The sequence below is a fragment of the Streptomyces zinciresistens K42 genome (assembly GCF_000225525.1).
GTDB classification, from domain to species: domain Bacteria; phylum Actinomycetota; class Actinomycetes; order Streptomycetales; family Streptomycetaceae; genus Streptomyces; species Streptomyces zinciresistens.
In genome coordinates this window covers 122,295-138,375 of the sequence record NZ_AGBF01000004.1, presented here as the reverse complement: position 1 = coordinate 138,375, position 16,081 = coordinate 122,295, and the positions used below count along the sequence as shown (strand labels likewise).

Here is a 16,081-nt window from a genome sequence, read left to right as displayed (position 1 = left end):
CCCGGGCCGGTCAGCCGCGTTGCCGTACACGTGCGCGAGGCAATCACACGATGGAGCGGCCGAGTTGGACTGCCCGACCATCGACACGGAAGACTGCAGCACAGGGGCCTCCTGTTGCTCTATGGATTCGACACCCACGAGCTGTTCAGGAGGCCCCTTCCTCATGCCCTCACCACCGCAGAATCACCCGACCGGGAACCCGCGTTCGACCGCCACCGCTCAAGATCGAAAAGACAACAGCTTCTCAGTGCAGGCGAGTTGGGGCTGAACCACGAGGGCCAGCGGGACACCGGGCTTCTGGACGCCAGTTATCCGGCGAGCCCCGAAGGAGCGATCGATACAGTCGGCCAGCTGTGGCGCGCGGATCTCAATAGGTATGAGCCTCTGTTGCAGGCCGAGCCATCCGAACCAGCGTGGAACGAAGCCTCGCTCCGGTGGCTGGTAGCGCCTGAGCCGGCCGTTCCTCCACAACGTCGGGACGGAATGCGCGTTGGCTTTGGAGACGTGGCAGCAGTCAAGACCACCGCGGACATGTTCGCCGAACTGGACGACCGTTTCGGGGGCGACCATGCCCGGCACGCGACAGTCCAGTACCTCAGTACCGAAGTGACGCCGCTCCTGCGAGGGCAGTACACGGAGCAAGTCGGCCGGGCCTTGTTCTCCACAGTGGCAGAGGCGACCCTTCTGGCAGGTTGGATGTCGTACGACGCCTGCCGTCACGGCTTGGCACAGCGGTACTTCCTTCAGGCTCTGCGATTGGCCCAGGACGCGAACGACCGTCGGCTCGCCGGAAGCATCCTGTCCGCCATGAGTCATCAGGCGACATTCCTCGGTCGCTACACCCAGGCCGCCACCCTCGCCCGTGCGGCGCTCATGGGCATCTCCCCTGTTGCCACGCCGACGCTCCGCGCCCAGTTCCACGCCATGGAGGCCCGCGCGCTTGCCCGGACAGGGGACGTACGGGCCTGTGAAGCCGCCTTGGGCGCAGCCACGCATGCACTGGCGAGCAGGAACAGCGACGATGAGCCCGAGTGGATCAGCTACTTCGACGAGGCTGAGCTTGCCGCTGAGGCCGCTCACTGCTTCCGAGACGTCAACAGCGCCCGGAAGGCCGTACTCCACGCGGAGAACGCCATGAGCGGCAGCCACGTGCGGAGCGACTTCTTCGCGACCATGGTTCTGGCCGACGCCCACCTTCGCGCCGGAGACGTCGAGGAGGCCTGCCGCGTGGCACTCGATGCCCTCGACCTGGGCGAGCAGCTCAAGTCGGCCCGCTGCGTCAGCTACCTGACCGAGTTCCGGCGGAACCTTGCGGGGGTCGGCACCAGTAAGGACGTACAGCTCTTCACCGATCAGGTGCGAGAGCACAGGCTGTGGATCGCGTCGGACGAGCGTGTTGGTGCTTGAGAGCTTCTCTCAGCGCTTGCTCAGAATGGGCCCCATTCGTCTCGGCCCTCCCCCGTGCGAAGTGAGCGAACCCGCCGGGCAAACTCGGCGGCAGCCCGATTGTTCCTCGTGACCTGGTGCCCGAGCCAGGCAACCATCATCAGCTCACGCAGGTCTGCAAGGGTCTCGTACCCGGGCCAGTTCATCAGGTCGAAGCCGTACCGGTGCACGAACTCCGCGTACTCGGCCTGCGTGTGCCAGCCGTACCGTTCGTAGAACATCGACGTCTGCACCAGGTCCCACTCACGTGGCGCGAGAGCGAAACCGTCCAAGTCGATCAGCACCGCGTGCCCGTCCCGGTGGCGGAGGATGTTCCCGATGCTGGCATCCCCGTGGATCATGCCGAAGGGGAGGACAAAGTCCAGCCGGTCGTAGTCCTTGCCGAGGCTCGCCGCTCGCTCCTCTAGGAACTTCTGGTCCTCCCCTGAGATGCCGTCCAGCCCCTCCAAGGACGCCGACACCTTGGCCAGTGGATCGAAGTACGGCAGACGCAGAGATTCCGGCTCTTCGAGCCAGTGCAAGCGGCGTAGCAGATCGGCGAGTTCGCCGACCGTGCCGTACTCCTCGCGCTCCTGAACGCTCTCCCAGAAGGTGACTACCCGGCCGCCGACGACGATTGGTTGGCTGACCTCTGCCGGCACACGCATGGCCGGGAAGTCCTGTGTCTCAAGCCACCGGGTCACTGCCACGGCCCGTTCCATCTCCCCCAGCACCGACCGATCGCGCGCGATGCGGACGATCACTGGTAACGAGGTCAGGCGGTAGACCGCGTTCGAGCCGAGGCGCAGCAACTCGGCCCCGCGGGCGTCGAGTTCGGCCGTCGCGCACGCCTCTCGAAGGAGCGGCTCCAGGCCCTCCGCCGTGAACTCCGCGCCGCCGTCCGGTTCCCCGCTGCTGCCCGAGATCATGCTTCGACCTTACGGGCCGGACCAACCGCCCGACAGGCTGCCCACGTAATAGGGACGTAATGATCTTGATCATCGAAGATCACGACCGCCCCTCCCCCGCAGGTCAGCACCCCAAGAGCACAATGCTCTCCCCTGGCCTCCGGAGCCGTGTGCGCAGGTTCGAATCCTGCCGGGGGCACAGAAGTCGGACCAGCGTGATCATCCCGCTGACCTGCTGAAGTGCCGGACATCGAGAGCCGGGCCCAGTCTGACTGGGTCCGGCTCTCTGTCGTTGCGGTCATGGTGTGGCACTCATTGCGGCTGAGTGGCGAGTGAGTACTCAGGCCGGGGCCGGGAAGCGAAGCATGGCCTGGCCGTCGGCTTCGGCCTCGGTGTCCGCCAGCTCCCGCCAAGCTGCACGAGCGGGGTCATACCGCGCATCGCAGAGCTTGCGTCAGACCTCTCGTTCTCGAGAGGGAAGCCGCAAGGCGCACACGACCTGCGGGAGCGCCCTGCACAGAACGCTCGAAGACCCTGTCCACAGCGGCGGCGCTGTGGACAGGGTCTTCGGAGCGGCGGGTGGGACGGCTCGGGCGCCTCCGTCGGCGCTACTGGTTGCTGAGCATGACCTCGCGCAGGCGGGCCAGGAGGCGGGAGATCAGGCGGGAGACGTGCATCTGGGAGACGCCGAGGCGCTCGCCGATCTCCTTCTGGGTGAGTTCCTCGACGAAGCGCCAGTGGATGATCTGGCGGTCGCGCTCGTCCAGGTCGGCGATGGCCGGGGCCAGGGTGTGGAAGTCCTCGACGAGGGCCAGGGCGCTGTCCTCGGCGCCGATGAAGTCCGCCAGGGCGGCCTCGCCGTCGTCGCTGCCGTTGATGGCCGCGTCCAGGGAGGCGGAGTTGTAGCCGTTGGACGCGAGCCGGGCTTCGCGGACCTCCTCCTCCGGGAGGCTCATCAGCTCGGAGAGCTCCCGGGTGGTGGGGGTGCGGCCGAGGCGGCTGCTCAGTTCCTCGGTGGCGCGGGCCAGTTGGACCCGGGCCTCCTGGAGGCGCCGGGGCACGTGCACGGCCCAGGAGGTGTCGCGGAAGAAGCGCTTCATCTCGCCGACGATGTAGGGCACGGCGAAGGAGGTGAACTCCACCTCACGGCTCAGCTCGAAGCGGTCGATCGCCTTGATCAGGCCGATCATGCCGACCTGGACGATGTCCTCCATCTCCTCCGGGCCGCGGCTGCGGAACCGGCCGGCCGCGTAGCGGACCAGGGACATGTTCATCTCGATGAGCGTGTTGCGCGCGTACTGGTGCTCGGGCGTGCCCTCTTCCAGGACCGCCAACTGGTCGAAGAACAGCCTCGACAGCTCGCGCGCGTCCTTGGGCGCCACCTTCGACGGGTCCGCTATCTCCGGCACTCCGACGGTGATCTCGCCAGCCCGTGCGGTCGTCATCGCCATGATGGCACCCTCCCCAGCTCCTGCTTCCCACTCGTCAACCGATGGGCCGCATACCCCGGCTCGCGGGGCACACTCCTGGCAGTCGCCAACTTTTTTCGGCGCGACCGTGCGGGGGCCGTGCGGGTGGGGTGGACGGGGCACGAGGGACGGTCCGCGGCCGGCTAGCCGCGGGGGTGGGTCCCGGGCGGGGCGGGCTCGGTGTCGTCGAGCAGTCGCGCCGCCTGGTTCCGGGTGTGGGCCGCCACTGCCCGCGCCTCGGTCACGGCGTCCCCGCGCTCGCGCACGAGATCTTCATCAATGGGGAGCCGGTCGCTTTCTCTGACGCGTGGGGCGGACCTGAGCGGAAGAAAGCGGGCACCCACGACGCCGAATGCGGCTTCGCGGAATGATCTACTTCCCCCTGCTGCCGCGCCACGCGAACACGACCGTGTTACTCCGCCTTCCGGGAAAGCCCGGACCAGGCGGTTTCCGCGTCAGTTCCGGGCGGCGACCGGGAGCATCGCCCAGACCGTCTTTCCCCGGGGGGCCCTTCGCGTCCAGCCCCAGTGCTCGGCCAGGGCCTCGATGATGCGCAGTCCCCGGCCGTGCTCGTCGAAGGGGTCGCTCGTGTGCTGGTACACCGGCGGGCTCTCGCTCGGGTCGTACACCGCGCAGACCAGATGAGAGGGGCGGCGCAGGCTCAGCCGCAGCCAGATCTCGGGGTCGGGCTCGGCGGCGGTGGACGGGGCGGCGTGCAGGACGGCGTTGGCGAGCAGCTCCGTGACGATCGTGAGGGCGTCGGGGCCGCACTCCTCCAGCTCCCACTCGCGCAGGGTCCGGCGGACGAAGTCGCGGGCGCCGGCGCAGCCCTGTTCGGCGCCGACGAGGCGCAGGGCGGCGGAGCGGGACGAGGCACTCGGGGGCTCGGGCCTGGTGACGCGGCGACGGATCGCGCTGCCGGCGGGCGCTTCCCCTGTGAGCGCCCGCCTCGCAGGCGACACAGCGATGCCGGGCAGTCGGAGGCCTTCGTACGCAGGTAAGGACACAACGTCTCCCTGATACACGGTCAGGACAGGTCGGCTGGGCTGCAGTTGACGCCACGGACTATTATCCACACCGGAGGCTCGTTCGTGCAATTTCACGGGAAATTGCGTGAGCTGAGTTGACGCAGAGCACGTCGTGCGGTCCCGGCCCGGCGCGGGCGCGGTCGCACGCGTGGCGGAACGTGAGCAAGGAGAGTGCAGTGCCAACAGCACCGAACGGCGTGCGGGCAAGCTCGTTGGGCGTCCGCTGGATCAAGAGCAAGCACAGCAATGCCGAGGGCAACTGCATCGAGGTGGCCACCCTGGTGGACGGCAGCGTCGCGATGCGCAACTCCCGTGATCCCGAGGGGCCCGCCCTCGTCTACACACCGGCCGAGCTCGCCGCGTTCCTGGCCGGGGCGAAGGACGGGGAGTTCGACCACCTCGTCCGGGGATCGCGACTCCTCTAGAGATCGCGGCCCCTCCAGGGATCACCGCTCCTCCGGGCGTCGCGACTCCTCCAGGGATCACCGCTCGCCCTGGAGGTCACCGCTCGCCCTGGAGGTCACGGCCCGTCCGGGGGCGCGCGGCCCGTCCGGGAGGACACGACTCGTCCACGGGGTACGAGGTCCCGGCCGGCCGGGGGCCGCTAGCTCGTGGGTGCGTCCAAGTGGGCTACACGCCCTCGGGAAAAGGAAGTTGAGCACTTCATTTCCGGCGGGTAGGGGGCGGCGCGAGGCGTCGGGATGCGATAATGCGTTCTGTCTTATGCCGGTCTACGGGGAGTCAGGATGCCGCCCGAGTCACCTCGCGTCTCCCGTCTAGAGCCCTACCTGAGCCGGACCGAGCCGGCGCCCACGCTGCTGAAGATGCTGGTCGGCGTGCAGCTCGCCGGTATCCGGGAGGACGCCGGCCTCTCCCAGGAACAGGCCGCACGCGACGTGGGGTTCAGCCCGGCGAAGCTGTCGCGCATCGAAGCGGGCAAGGGCCGCCGACCGCCCGTGGAGGCCGACGTCCGCGCGCTGCTGAAGCGGTACGGCACCGCGGACTACGAAGCCTCGGTGCTGCTGCAACTGCTCAAGCGCGCCGGCGAGCCGGGCTGGTGGCAGCGCTATGACAAGCGGCTGATGCCGGAGTGGTTCGACCGGCTGGTGGGGCTCCAGGAGGCCGCGACCGCGATCCGCACCTACGAACTACAGCACGTGCCGGGCCTGTTGCAGACCGAGGACTACACGCGGGCCGTGGTCCAGCGGGGGCTGCCGACGGCACCGGCCCGGGAGGTGGAGCGGCGGGTCGAGCTGCGGATGCACCGGCGCCGCCTGCTGGACCGTGCCGAAGCGCCCCGGCTGTGGGCGGTCGTCGACGAGTCCGTGCTGCTGCGCGTGCTGGGCAGTCCGGCGGTCATGCACGCCCAGCTGGAACATCTCGTCGAGATGGCCCAGACGCCCCATGTGACCGTGCAGGTCGTGCCGTTGGACGCGACGAACGCGTCCGCGCCCGCCATGCCGATCACCTATCTGCGTTTCGGCGGCGCCGACCTGCCCGACATCGTCTACCTGGAGCACATCAAGAGCGCGGCGTTCCTGGAGGACGTCGACGAGACCGAGGAGTACCGGCTCGCCCTGGACCGGCTGGGCGACGAGGCCCTCGACCCGCGCCAGTCGATCCGGCGGCTGCGCGAGACCATGAAACGGTACGCCCCGGAGTCCTGAACGGACTCTGACCGCTGCCCTGTTCGGCGACTCTTCCGGCGGCCCGGCTCTCGTGCCGGGCCGCCGTGCGTGCGCCGGGCAGCACCTACCGGGCGCCCGCCGCCCGCGGGGCCGGACGCCCTACGGCAGTCGGCCCACGCCGCCGAACTCGATCCACTCCTGGGTGAGCTGACGTGGCGTCACTTCACTGTCGGGGCGCCACGTGGACACCTCCACGAGACCGGGTTCGAGGATCTCCAGACCCTCGAAGTACTCCGCGACGTCCTTCTCCTGGCGCACCCGGCCCCAGTGCCCCTGGGTCGCCTGGTCCATGAAGTCGGTGACGAACTTGCGGACTTCCGCGTCCTCGCTGACCAGTTGGCACATCACCAGGAAACTGCCGGGGGCCAGCCGCTCGCGCACCCGGCGGACCACCGCGAGCGGTCCGTCGGTGTCGCTGTCCGGGATGCAGTGGAAGACCGAGTTGAACAGCACCGCGACCGGCTGCGAGAAGTCGATCAGGCGCTCGGTGTCGAGGTGGGAGAAGATGCCGTCGGTCTCCCGCATGTCGGCGTGTATGACCGCGGTGTTGTTGTTCTGGTCCAGCAGGGCGCGGCCGTGGACGAGGACCATCGGGTCGTTGTCGACGTACACCACGCGCGAGGCGGGGTCGACGCGCTGGGCGACCTGGTGGACGTTGTTCTGCGTGGGCAGACCGGAGCCGTGGTCCAGGAACTGGCGGATCCCGTACTCGCCGGCCAGCGTCTCGACCACGCGCTGGAGGAAGCGGCGGTTGTTCAGCGCGAGGGCGCGGGTGCTGGGGACGACCTTGTCCAGCTCTTCGACGGCGGCTCGGTCCGAGGCGTAGTTGTCCTTGCCTCCGAGGTAGTAGTCGTACATGCGCGCGGCTGTCGGGACCGTGGCATCGATGGACGTGGACAGCTTTCCGGACTCCATGGTTTCCCCCAGTGGCAGGGCCGGCTGAGGAGATCACCTCGCCGACAACACATCCTAGGGAGCGGGCAGTTGATGGGGCCAGCCCATCAGCGAACCCCGAGGTGAAAGACCTGTGGGGACGTGCTGCCGGACCGGGGCGGAGGTGCGGCGCGGGGCGGTCGCGGGGTCCGGCGGACACGGGCGCGGGGCATGGTTCTGTCATGACATGGCCGTGGATGACGGTATGCCGCGCCGGTCCGGTTCCCGTCGTGTCCCGCCCCGCCCTCGGGACCCGGTGACCCGGTGACCCGGTGACCGGCGGGGTCTCCCGGGCGCGTTCCGCGATCGGGGTGTGGGGCGAGCGGCTTCGCACTAGGGTTCCTGACCGGGAGTCGCAGGCGACGGGGGTACGCACGTGGCATGCGGCGGGGTTCGCACGTGGCCGAGGGGGCGCGCTCAGTGAGGCAGGTCGGGCGGGGCGGGGAACGGCCGTGCGGGGCGGCGGAGTCGGGGGTCCGCGCGTGACCGCCCCGGCCGGCGGGACGGCCTGGCTCCGCCGGGTGCCCGCTCCCGGCGCGCGGATCCGCCTGGTGTGCCTGCCGCACGCGGGCGGGGCCGCGGGCTTCTTCCACGAGTGGGCGGCGCGGACCCCGCCGGAGATCGAGGTCGTCCCGGTGCAGTACCCGGGCCGCCAGGACCGGCTGCACGACCCCCTCCCGGCCACGATGGACGAGTTGGCGGACGCGGTCACCCGGGCCGTGCTGCACGAACTGCCGGACGATCTGCCGCTGGCGCTGTTCGGGCACAGCATGGGTTCGTCGGTGGCCTACGAGGTGGCCCGCCGGCTGGAGAACGCCCCCGGGCGCGCGCCGGCCCGGCTGTTCGTGTCGGGCCGTACCCGGCCGCGCCTCCGCGCGGAGCGGGCTCCCCGGCCGGCGCCGACCGACCAGCAGATCCTCGACCACGTCCGCTTGCTGGACCCGGCGGGCGCCGCCGTCTACGAGCACCCCGACCTGCGGGAGATGATCATGCCGGCGCTCCGCGCGGACTTCGGGCTGCTGGCGGCCTACCGCCCCGCCCGGCTGCACCGGCTGGGCATCCCCGTGACGGCCTGCGGGGGCGACCGCGACCCCGTGTGCGCGGTCGAGGACCTGAAGGCATGGGCGGACGTCACCACCGGGGAGCTGGAGATCCGGGCCTTCGAGGGCGGCCACTTCTATCTCACCCCGCGCAGGGAAGAGGTGCTGGCCCTCGTCGCGGACCGGCTGGTCTGAGGGGCGGCAGCCCGCTCGCGAGGACGGCGTACGCCCCCGACTCCGCGGCCGGCGGGCGTCACGGACGGCACGCCGCGGCTCCGCGCAGGTGCAGGACCGGCCCGCTCTGGGCATGTTTCCCTCTCAACGACCAAAGGGGCATGCCGGGATGAGCGAGGCCGCCGCGTCCGCACCTCGTCGGGTCGTCGTGACCAGGCTCGGGGCGGTGACCCCGTTGGGCCTGGGAGCAGGGGAGTTGTGGCGCGGTCTGCTCGACGGGCGGCACGGCATACGGGAGTTGCGCGGCGCGGAGTTCGAGGGGCTGCCGGTGCGGATCGCCGGGGTGGTGCCGGTGGACCCCGGCGAGCTGCTGCCCCGGCCGCTGGCGCGGCGGATGAACCGGGCGGCGCTGCTGGGGGTCCTGGCGGCCCGTGAGGCGTGGACCGACGCCGGCTACACCGAGGGCGGCACCCGGGAGAGCGGGGTCGACCCCGACCGGGTCGGGGTCAGCATGGGCGCCATCCTGGGAGACGCGTCGGTGCTGGTGAACGGCGACCGCAGGCTGCGCGAGCGGGGGCCGCGGGCGGTCTCGCCGCTCACGACGCCCATGACGGTGCCCTCGCAGGCGGCCTCCCAGATCTCCCTTGACCTGCACATCACGGGTGAGGCGAGAACCGTGACGAGCGCGTGCGCCTCGGGGACCGAGGCGATCGGGCAGGCCATCGACCGCGTCCGGTACGGGCGGGTCGACATCGCCCTGGCGGGCGGCGCCGAGGCGGTCGTCACCCCGGCGATCATGGCGTCGTTCGCCGCGATGCGGGCGCTGGCGGACGGCACCGCGGCGGCACGGGGTGTGAAGGGCTCGCCCTCGCGCCCGTTCGCCGGGGACCGCGGCGGGTTCGTCAACGGCGAGGGCGCCGGGATCCTCGTACTGGAGGCGGAGGAGCACGCGCGGGCGCGCGGGGCGCGGATCTACTGCGAGGCGGCGGGGTGGGGGCTGTCGGCCGACGCGCACCACATGGCCGCTCCCGACCCCACCGGTAGGGGTGTCGCGCTGGCGCTGCGGCGGGCGCTGCGCGACGCCGGGGCGGTGGCTGCGGACGTCGTGCACGTCAACGCCCATGCCACGGCCACCGTGGAGGGGGATCTGGCGGAGGCGGGCGCGCTGCGGGCCGTCCTGGGCCGGCGCTCCGTCCCGGTCACGGCCCTCAAGGGCCACCTCGGGCATCTCCAGGGCGCGGCGGGCGGGGTGGAGGCGGTCGCCGCGGCGCTGACCCTGCACCACGCGCTGGTGCCGCCGACGGTGGGCGGCGACACGACGGACGAGGCGATCGGCCTGGACGTGGTCCGCGGGGCGCCGCGCGATCTGCCGGAGGACGGCGACGTGGTGCTGAGCAACTCCTTCGGGTTCGGGGGCCACAACGCGGTCCTGGCACTGCGTCGGACGCGGTGAGGCCGGCCCCCGTCCACCCGACGCGGCCCCCGTCCCACCCGGCACCGCGACACCGTCCCACCCGGCACCGCGACCCCGTCCCGCCCGGCGCCGCGGCCCCCGCCCGCTCACCGCCAGAGCACGGCCGCCCCCTCCCCCGTACCCCCACCTCCCGAACCAGCCGGCCCCCTCCGCCTCGCGCGCACCCGCCGACCCCCTCCGCCCCCACCACCGCTCCCACCACCGCGCCCGCTCACATCACGCCGACCGCTTGCGCGGGGCCGCCTTCTTCTGTGCCGCCTTAGCCGTCGCGCCGGTCTTCGCCGTCGTGCCCGTCTTCTTCGCCGTGCTCCCGGCCGTCGTCTTCGCCGTGCTCTTCGCGGGCGCCTTCTTCGCGCCCTGCGCGGACCGGGAGGTGGACTTCCTGGCCGAGGCGGTCTTCTTCGCCGCTGTCTTCCCCGCCGCCGACGTCGACTTCTTGCCGCCCGCCTCCTTGGGGGTGGCCCGCGTCGGCTTCCGCCGGGGCAGCGGCCTGACCTCGGCCTCCTCCTGCGGTTCCTCGCCCCGCGACTCCCTGGCCGCGCGCACGCTGTTCTCCAGGGCCGCCATCAGGTCGAGAACCTTGCCGGACGCCGCCGGCTCGGGCGCCTGCGGCGGGGCCTCCCCCGCGGCCTTGGCGGCGACGACCTCCTCCAGGGCCTCCCGGTACGCGTCGTGCAGGTCGTCGATCTCGATCTCGCCGAGGGTGTCCATGAGGGCGTCCGCGAGGTCCAGTTCCTTGTCGTTCACCGTGACGTGGGCGTCCGGCGCGACACCCTCGGGCGCCCGGACCTCGTCCGGCCACAGCAGCCCGTGCATGGCGATGGCGTCCTCCACCACGCGCAGCATGCCCAGCCGCTCGCGGCCCCGCAGGGCGTACTTCGCGATGGCCACCTTCCGGCTGCGCTTGAGCGCCTCCCGCAGCAGGGTGTACGGCTTGGCGGCGGGGGCGCCGCCCGCAGCGAGGTAGTACGCGCTGTCCATCTGGAGCGGGTCGATGCGGTCCGCCGGGACGAACGCCACGATCTCGATCGTCCGCGCGGTCGGCAGCGGCAGCCGGGACAGGTCCTCGTCCGTGATCGGGATGATCGTGCCGTCCGCGTCCTCGTACCCTTTGCCGATCTCGGACTGGCCGACCTCGCGGTCCTCCAGTTCGCAGACCTTGCGGTAGCGGACCCGGCCGCCGTCCTCCAGATGGATCTGGCGGAACGAGATCGAGCGGTTCTCCGTGGCGTTGACCAGCTTGACGGGGATGCTGACCAGGCCGAACGAGATGGCCCCGTTCCATATGGATCGCACGTGCGCACCCCTTCGCTCGTCATGCCGATCGACGTGACCGGTTCGTCCGGATAAAGCATATAAAGCGGCTCATCTCTGGAATCCTCATCGTATGACGCCGATCACAGAGGTGGAGGGGCGACGGCTGGCGCTCAGCAACCTGGAGAAGGTGCTGTATCCCGCGACCGGCTTCACCAAGGGCGAGGTGCTGCACTACTACGCCACCACCGCCGAGGTCCTGCTGCCGCATCTGCGCGACCGGCCGGTGTCGTTCCTGCGCTACCCGGACGGCCACGACGGCCAGGTGTTCTTCACCAAGAACGTGCCTCCGGGCACCCCCGGCTGGGTCACCACCGCCGAGGTGCCGCGGGTCGAGGGCCCGGCACGGATGGTGCTGGTGCAGGACCTCGCGAGCCTGATGTGGGCGGCGAACCTGGTCACCGAGTTCCATACGCCCCAGTGGGTGATCGGCGCGCCCGGCGAGGCCGACCGGCTGGTCTTCGACCTGGACCCGGGCGCACCCGCCTCGGTGGTCGAGTGCTGCGAGGTGGCCCTCTGGCTGCGCGAGCGGCTCGCCGCCGACGGCATCGAGGCGTACGCCAAGACGTCCGGCTCCAAGGGCCTCCATCTGACCGCGGCGATCCGGCCCGCCCCCTCCGGCCGGGCCTCCGACTACGCCAGGGAGCTGGCCGTACGGGCGGAGCGGGACCTGCCGCGGCTGGCGATCCACCGGATGACCAGGAGCCTGCGGCCCGGCAAGGTCTTCGTCGACTGGAGCCAGAACGCGGCCCGCAAGACGACGGCCGCCCCCTACACCCTGCGCGCCCGCCCCGAACCGGCGGTCTCGGCTCCGGTGACCTGGACCGAGGTCGAGGAGTGCCGTTCCCCCGCCGCCCTGGGCTTCACCGCCCCGGACCTGCCCCCGCGCATCCAGGACCACGGCGACCTGCTGGCCCCCCTGCTGGACCCGGCCAGGGCGGGCACGCTCCCCTGAGGCGGCGGGGCGCGGCTCAGCCCGCCGCGCTCCACACCGTCCGGTCGCGGGCCGCCGCGTGCAGCGCCTCGACGTCCGCAGGCTTCAGCACCCCGCCGGTCCCGGCCAGCCCCGCCACCTCCGTGTCCGTGAGGACACGCACGTCACGCGGGGGCGGGGCGACCGCGAGAGCCGCGGGAGCCAGCAGGACGAGCACCGGGCGGACCTCGGCCGTGAGGGCGTGGGCGGCCCGGTGGGCGTCGGCGCGAACCCGGCGCAGCAGCGGGGAGGCCGAGCGGCGGCCCAGTCGGACCAGCGGGTCGGCGACGGTCACCCTCCGCCGGCGGGCGTACAGGCTGTGCAGCGCGAACAGCCCGCCGGGTCCGATCAGCAGGTGGGGGATGCGGTCGCCGCCGGGCAGCGGCACCGAGTGCAGCGCGTGCCAGCCCGCGCCCTCCAGGAGGTCCAGCGCCTCGCCGACCGCCCGCTCGGCCGCCAGCGCCCGCTGCCGCGGATCGGTCCGCAGCCGGTGCGCGGGTCCGGGGTCGCGGTCCAGGGCGGCCAGCAGGGCCTCGCCGGGACGGTTGGGCGCGAGGTCGTCGTCGGGGTGCAGGGCCAGCCGGGCCAGTTCGGCGGGGGTGGGGACCGGGGGCGGGCCCACCGTCACCGAGCCGGTGACGAAGGGGCCGAGGGCGTCCAGCACGTCCTGTCTGCGGTCCTCGCTGAGCAGGTTGATCCGGGCCGCCTCACGGTCGTACCAGGCGATGTTCCGGCCGTCCGTGAGGCAGACGTAGAGCCGCTCCCGGCCGTGCCGCCGGGCAGGTACGACGCGCAGTCCGCTCATGCGCCCTCACCCCCACCGAACCATGGGAACAGGCGGAGCACCGGGTGGGCAAGAAGCCGGTTGACTTCGGGCGGAGTTGGGCAAGACCCCCGGGAAGGGTGGTGGGGAGGCGCCGTTGCGTACGCGCAGGAAGCAACCCGGCGTACCCGCTCCGGGCAGCCCGTGGAGCGAGATCGTGCCCGGCCTGTGGATGGGCGGCCACGAGTTCCGGGGGCCTTCGGGGCGAGTGGAGTCCGTGGTCGTCACGGCCGAGTTCGATCTCGTGCAGACCCTGCTGCGGCTGCCCGGTCACGGCCCCGACGCCGGGGTCGAGCACCATGTGTGGCCGATCCCCGACGGGCCGCTGGACGGCACCCAGCTCGCCGGGGTGATCCGGCTCGCGCAGGCCGCGGCCGAGGCGCTGGACGACGGCCGCCGGGTCCTGGTCCGCTGCTACCACGGGTACAACCGCTCGGGGCTCGTCGTCGCCCACGCGCTGGTCCGCCGCGGCCACACCGCGGAGCGCGCGATCCGGCTGATACGCTCCCGCCGCTCTCCGTGGGCCCTGCACAACGAGCTGTTCGTCGACTACCTCCGCGCCGGTCTGCCGACGGCCAGGCTCCTGGAGGAACTCGCCGAGTAACCGTTTCACCCGTCCGCCCACCAGTACGCAAAAAGGACTTCCGTCCGCATAGGGTGTACGGGCCGACGACGATCACCCGGATCACGTCCGCCGCCCGGAACGGGTCCGCCGCCCGGACCGCGTCCGCCGACCCGGATCAGCAGGAGAACCGTGCCCCGCAGCCGCCCCCCGCGCACCGCCGTGCTCGTCGCCCTGCTGCTGGCGTTCGCCACGGCCTGCGGTGACACCGGGGGCCTCAAGGCGGCGGGACCGACCGAGACGGCGGTCGGACCGGACACGCTGTGGCCGCGGCTGACCCCGGCGTCGAGTCCGGCGTACGAGATCGGCGAGGTCAACCGCGAGACCGTCAGGGGCGTCACCGTGCCCGGGGGCGACATCCTCGCCGTGAGCCCGGTGGCGGTCGTGCGCAGGGTGATCGCCGAGGACCCCAAGGAGTACGAGGGCGCCCGCGCGACCCACCGCGAGACCGGCCGGCGGATGGCCGAGTGCGCCGACGGCCCCGGGCGCGGCCGGTGCCCCGTCCTCCAGCCCTACTACCGCGATCTGACCGGCGACGGGCACCCCGAGCTGACGCTGGGCTTCCGGCTGCTGCCGGGCAAGACGCTCGCCGTGCGCGTCTACACCGTCGAGAAGCGCCGGCTCGTCCAGGTGATGAGCTGGGACGACGCCGTCAGCGGTGTCGAACTCGCCCGGCGCTCGGTGATCATCCGCTCGCCCTCGGAGCTCGCCGGGTACGAGTACCGGCTCCAGTGGACCTGGGACGCGGAGCAGAAGGCGATGCTGCTCACCTCCGACGAGATGCTGCGCACCGGTCCGCGCCGCAGGACCGCGCCCCCCGCACCGTCGCCGTCGGCCGCACCGGCACCGCCGCCCTCGCCCTCTCCGTCGGCCTCGCCGCGCCCGCCCTCCGCGCCGGCGGGCACCCCATGAGGATCGCGCTGCCCCGGTGGGCCGCTCCGCTCGCCGTGCGGGCCGCCGTGTTCATCACGGTGATGTGCTGCGCGCTCGCCGCGCTGCTCGGCATCCTCGTGCATGTCTCCGTGACCAACCAGACCGTGGGCCAGGCCCGTGACCTGGCGCTGTCCCGGCTGGCGGACGCGACGGCGGCGTTCCAGGCCGGGGACACCCCGGCCCCGGGCGCCCGCCTCGACCCGCCGGGCCTGCCGCGGTCCCTGCGCGGGCTGGCGCTGGACGGGGAGCGCGGCACGACGGTGGCCGAGCACGCGGGGCGGCCGGTGATGTGGGCGGCGGGTCCGGCGGACGACGGGCGGGTGCTCGCCGTCGAGGTCGACTACGCGCAGCAGTCCCGCACCATCGAGGGGCTGGACCGGGCGATCGTCTGGTCGTCGGCGCTGGCCATCGCCGTGACGGCGCTGGTGGGCGCGTTCGCGGTGACGCGGGTGACGCGCCGGCTGCACACCACGGCCCGGGTGGCGCGGCGGATCAGCGCCGGCGACCTGGACGCCCGGGTGGGCGACCCGCGGACCGAGGACCCGTCCCGTCCGCAGGACGAGGTGGCCGCGGTGGCCGCCGCCCTCGACTCGATGGCGTCGTCGCTGCAGGGCAAGTTGCAGGCCGAGCAGCGGTTCACCGCGGACGTGGCGCACGAGCTGCGGACTCCGCTGACCGGTCTGCACGCGGCCGCCGAACTGCTCCCGCCGGGCCGGCCGACGGAGCTGGTGCGGGACCGGGTGGCCGCCCTGCGCACACTGACGGAGGACCTGCTGGAGATCTCCCGGCTGGACTCCGGGCGTGAGCGCTCCGAGCCGGACACCGAGCCGCTGGGGGCGCTGGCCGAGCGGGTGGTGCGGGCGTCGGCGGGCCGCACGGAGGTCAGGGTCGTGCGGGACGCCGTGGTGGAGACCGACCGGCGGCGGCTGGAGCGGGTGCTGGGGAATCTGGTGGCCAACGCCCACAAGCACGGGCGCGGTCCGGTGCTCCTCACGGTGGACGGCCCGGTGGTGACCGTGCGGGACCACGGTGAGGGCTATCCGGCGTATCTCGTCGCGCACGGGCCGCAGCGCTTCCGTACCGAGGGCGGGGCCACCGGCCACGGGCTGGGGCTGACCATCGCGCTGGGCCAGGCGGAGGTGCTGGGGGCCCGGCTGACGTTCGCCAACGCCGGGGACGGCGGGGCCGTGGCCCGGCTGACCCTGCGATAGGAGCACCGGTCCCGCCCCCTCCGGACCGCCCCTCGCCCCTCCCGCCCGGCGCCCCGGCGGCGGCCG

The 16,081-nt window shown here is 72.3% G+C and carries 15 protein-coding genes and 1 pseudogene; 9 read left to right on the top strand and 7 right to left on the bottom strand.

Annotation, left to right across the window (positions count from 1 at the left end):
• The first annotated feature begins 114 nt into the window (after positions 1 to 114).
• On the top strand, positions 115 to 1,407 hold the full coding sequence (locus SZN_RS03125; RefSeq protein WP_244313276.1) for an NsdA family TPR-like regulatory protein: 1,293 nt from the start codon (positions 115 to 117) through the stop codon (positions 1,405 to 1,407).
• A gap of 20 nt (positions 1,408 to 1,427) precedes the next feature.
• Here SZN_RS03125 and SZN_RS03120 read toward each other — a convergent pair whose 3' ends face one another.
• From SZN_RS03120 to SZN_RS03110, 4 genes are all read right to left on the bottom strand, one after another.
• Entirely contained in the window at positions 1,428 to 2,354 is a 927-nt protein-coding gene (locus SZN_RS03120) for a phosphotransferase family protein (protein WP_007491341.1), read from the bottom strand.
• Between the two features lie 587 nt (positions 2,355 to 2,941).
• Positions 2,942 to 3,784 carry an RNA polymerase sigma factor SigF gene (locus SZN_RS03115; protein WP_007491340.1) on the bottom strand — a complete coding sequence of 281 codons (843 nt, stop codon included), beginning with the start codon at positions 3,782 to 3,784 and terminating at the stop codon, positions 2,942 to 2,944.
• A 161-nt stretch (positions 3,785 to 3,945) separates the two neighbouring features.
• A complete protein-coding gene (locus tag SZN_RS43115; RefSeq protein ID WP_007491339.1) occupies positions 3,946 to 4,068 on the bottom strand; it encodes a hypothetical protein in 123 nt (40 codons plus the stop codon).
• A gap of 189 nt (positions 4,069 to 4,257) precedes the next feature.
• Positions 4,258 to 4,809, bottom strand: a complete 552-nt coding sequence (locus tag SZN_RS03110) for an ATP-binding protein (RefSeq protein ID WP_244313275.1) — start codon at positions 4,807 to 4,809, stop codon at positions 4,258 to 4,260.
• 197 nt (positions 4,810 to 5,006) lie between these two features.
• On the opposite strand from SZN_RS03110, the gene SZN_RS03105 reads away from it, so the two are divergent.
• Together SZN_RS03105 and SZN_RS03100 are read left to right on the top strand one after the other, a co-directional pair.
• Entirely contained in the window at positions 5,007 to 5,255 is a 249-nt protein-coding gene (locus SZN_RS03105; protein WP_043727751.1) for a DUF397 domain-containing protein, read from the top strand.
• A 321-nt stretch (positions 5,256 to 5,576) separates the two neighbouring features.
• Complete coding sequence (locus SZN_RS03100; protein ID WP_007491336.1) at positions 5,577 to 6,497, top strand: helix-turn-helix domain-containing protein; 921 nt, start codon at positions 5,577 to 5,579, stop codon at positions 6,495 to 6,497.
• 120 nt (positions 6,498 to 6,617) lie between these two features.
• On the opposite strand, the gene SZN_RS03095 is transcribed toward SZN_RS03100, so the two are convergent.
• Complete coding sequence (locus tag SZN_RS03095; protein WP_007491335.1) at positions 6,618 to 7,433, bottom strand: SAM-dependent methyltransferase; 816 nt, start codon at positions 7,431 to 7,433, stop codon at positions 6,618 to 6,620.
• 500 nt (positions 7,434 to 7,933) lie between these two features.
• Between SZN_RS03095 and SZN_RS03090 the strand changes: the two genes are divergently transcribed.
• Together SZN_RS03090 and SZN_RS03085 are read left to right on the top strand one after the other, a co-directional pair.
• The gene (locus SZN_RS03090) at positions 7,934 to 8,686 is read left to right on the top strand and encodes a thioesterase II family protein (RefSeq protein ID WP_007491333.1); all 753 of its coding nucleotides are present in this window, start codon (positions 7,934 to 7,936) and stop codon (positions 8,684 to 8,686) included.
• A 157-nt stretch (positions 8,687 to 8,843) separates the two neighbouring features.
• A pseudogene (locus SZN_RS03085) lies at positions 8,844 to 10,118 on the top strand (beta-ketoacyl-[acyl-carrier-protein] synthase family protein); the annotation flags it as partial.
• A 237-nt stretch (positions 10,119 to 10,355) separates the two neighbouring features.
• Here SZN_RS03085 and ku read toward each other — a convergent pair.
• A complete protein-coding gene (ku, locus tag SZN_RS03080) occupies positions 10,356 to 11,435 on the bottom strand; it encodes a non-homologous end joining protein Ku (RefSeq protein ID WP_007491329.1) in 1,080 nt (359 codons plus the stop codon).
• Between the two features lie 91 nt (positions 11,436 to 11,526).
• On the opposite strand from ku, the gene ligD reads away from it, so the two are divergent.
• Positions 11,527 to 12,408, top strand: coding sequence for a non-homologous end-joining DNA ligase (gene ligD / locus SZN_RS03075; RefSeq protein WP_007491327.1), 882 nt, complete (start codon positions 11,527 to 11,529; stop codon positions 12,406 to 12,408).
• A gap of 16 nt (positions 12,409 to 12,424) precedes the next feature.
• Here the strand turns inward: ligD and SZN_RS03070 are convergent, their stop codons facing one another.
• Complete coding sequence (locus tag SZN_RS03070) at positions 12,425 to 13,231, bottom strand: nuclease-related domain-containing protein (RefSeq protein ID WP_007491325.1); 807 nt, start codon at positions 13,229 to 13,231, stop codon at positions 12,425 to 12,427.
• Positions 13,232 to 13,346: 115 nt separating this feature from the next.
• On the opposite strand from SZN_RS03070, the gene SZN_RS03065 reads away from it, so the two are divergent.
• The 3 genes from SZN_RS03065 (at position 13,347) to SZN_RS03055 (ending at position 16,015) form a co-directional block, all read left to right on the top strand.
• Positions 13,347 to 13,853 carry a protein-tyrosine phosphatase family protein gene (locus SZN_RS03065; RefSeq protein WP_043727746.1) on the top strand — a complete coding sequence of 169 codons (507 nt, stop codon included), beginning with the start codon at positions 13,347 to 13,349 and terminating at the stop codon, positions 13,851 to 13,853.
• Positions 13,854 to 14,003: 150 nt separating this feature from the next.
• Entirely contained in the window at positions 14,004 to 14,783 is a 780-nt protein-coding gene (locus tag SZN_RS03060; RefSeq protein ID WP_007491320.1) for a hypothetical protein, read from the top strand.
• A complete protein-coding gene (locus SZN_RS03055; protein ID WP_007491318.1) occupies positions 14,780 to 16,015 on the top strand; it encodes a sensor histidine kinase in 1,236 nt (411 codons plus the stop codon). Before SZN_RS03060 ends, SZN_RS03055 begins: the two co-directional genes overlap by 4 nt.
• The last annotated feature ends 66 nt before the right edge of the window (positions 16,016 to 16,081 follow it).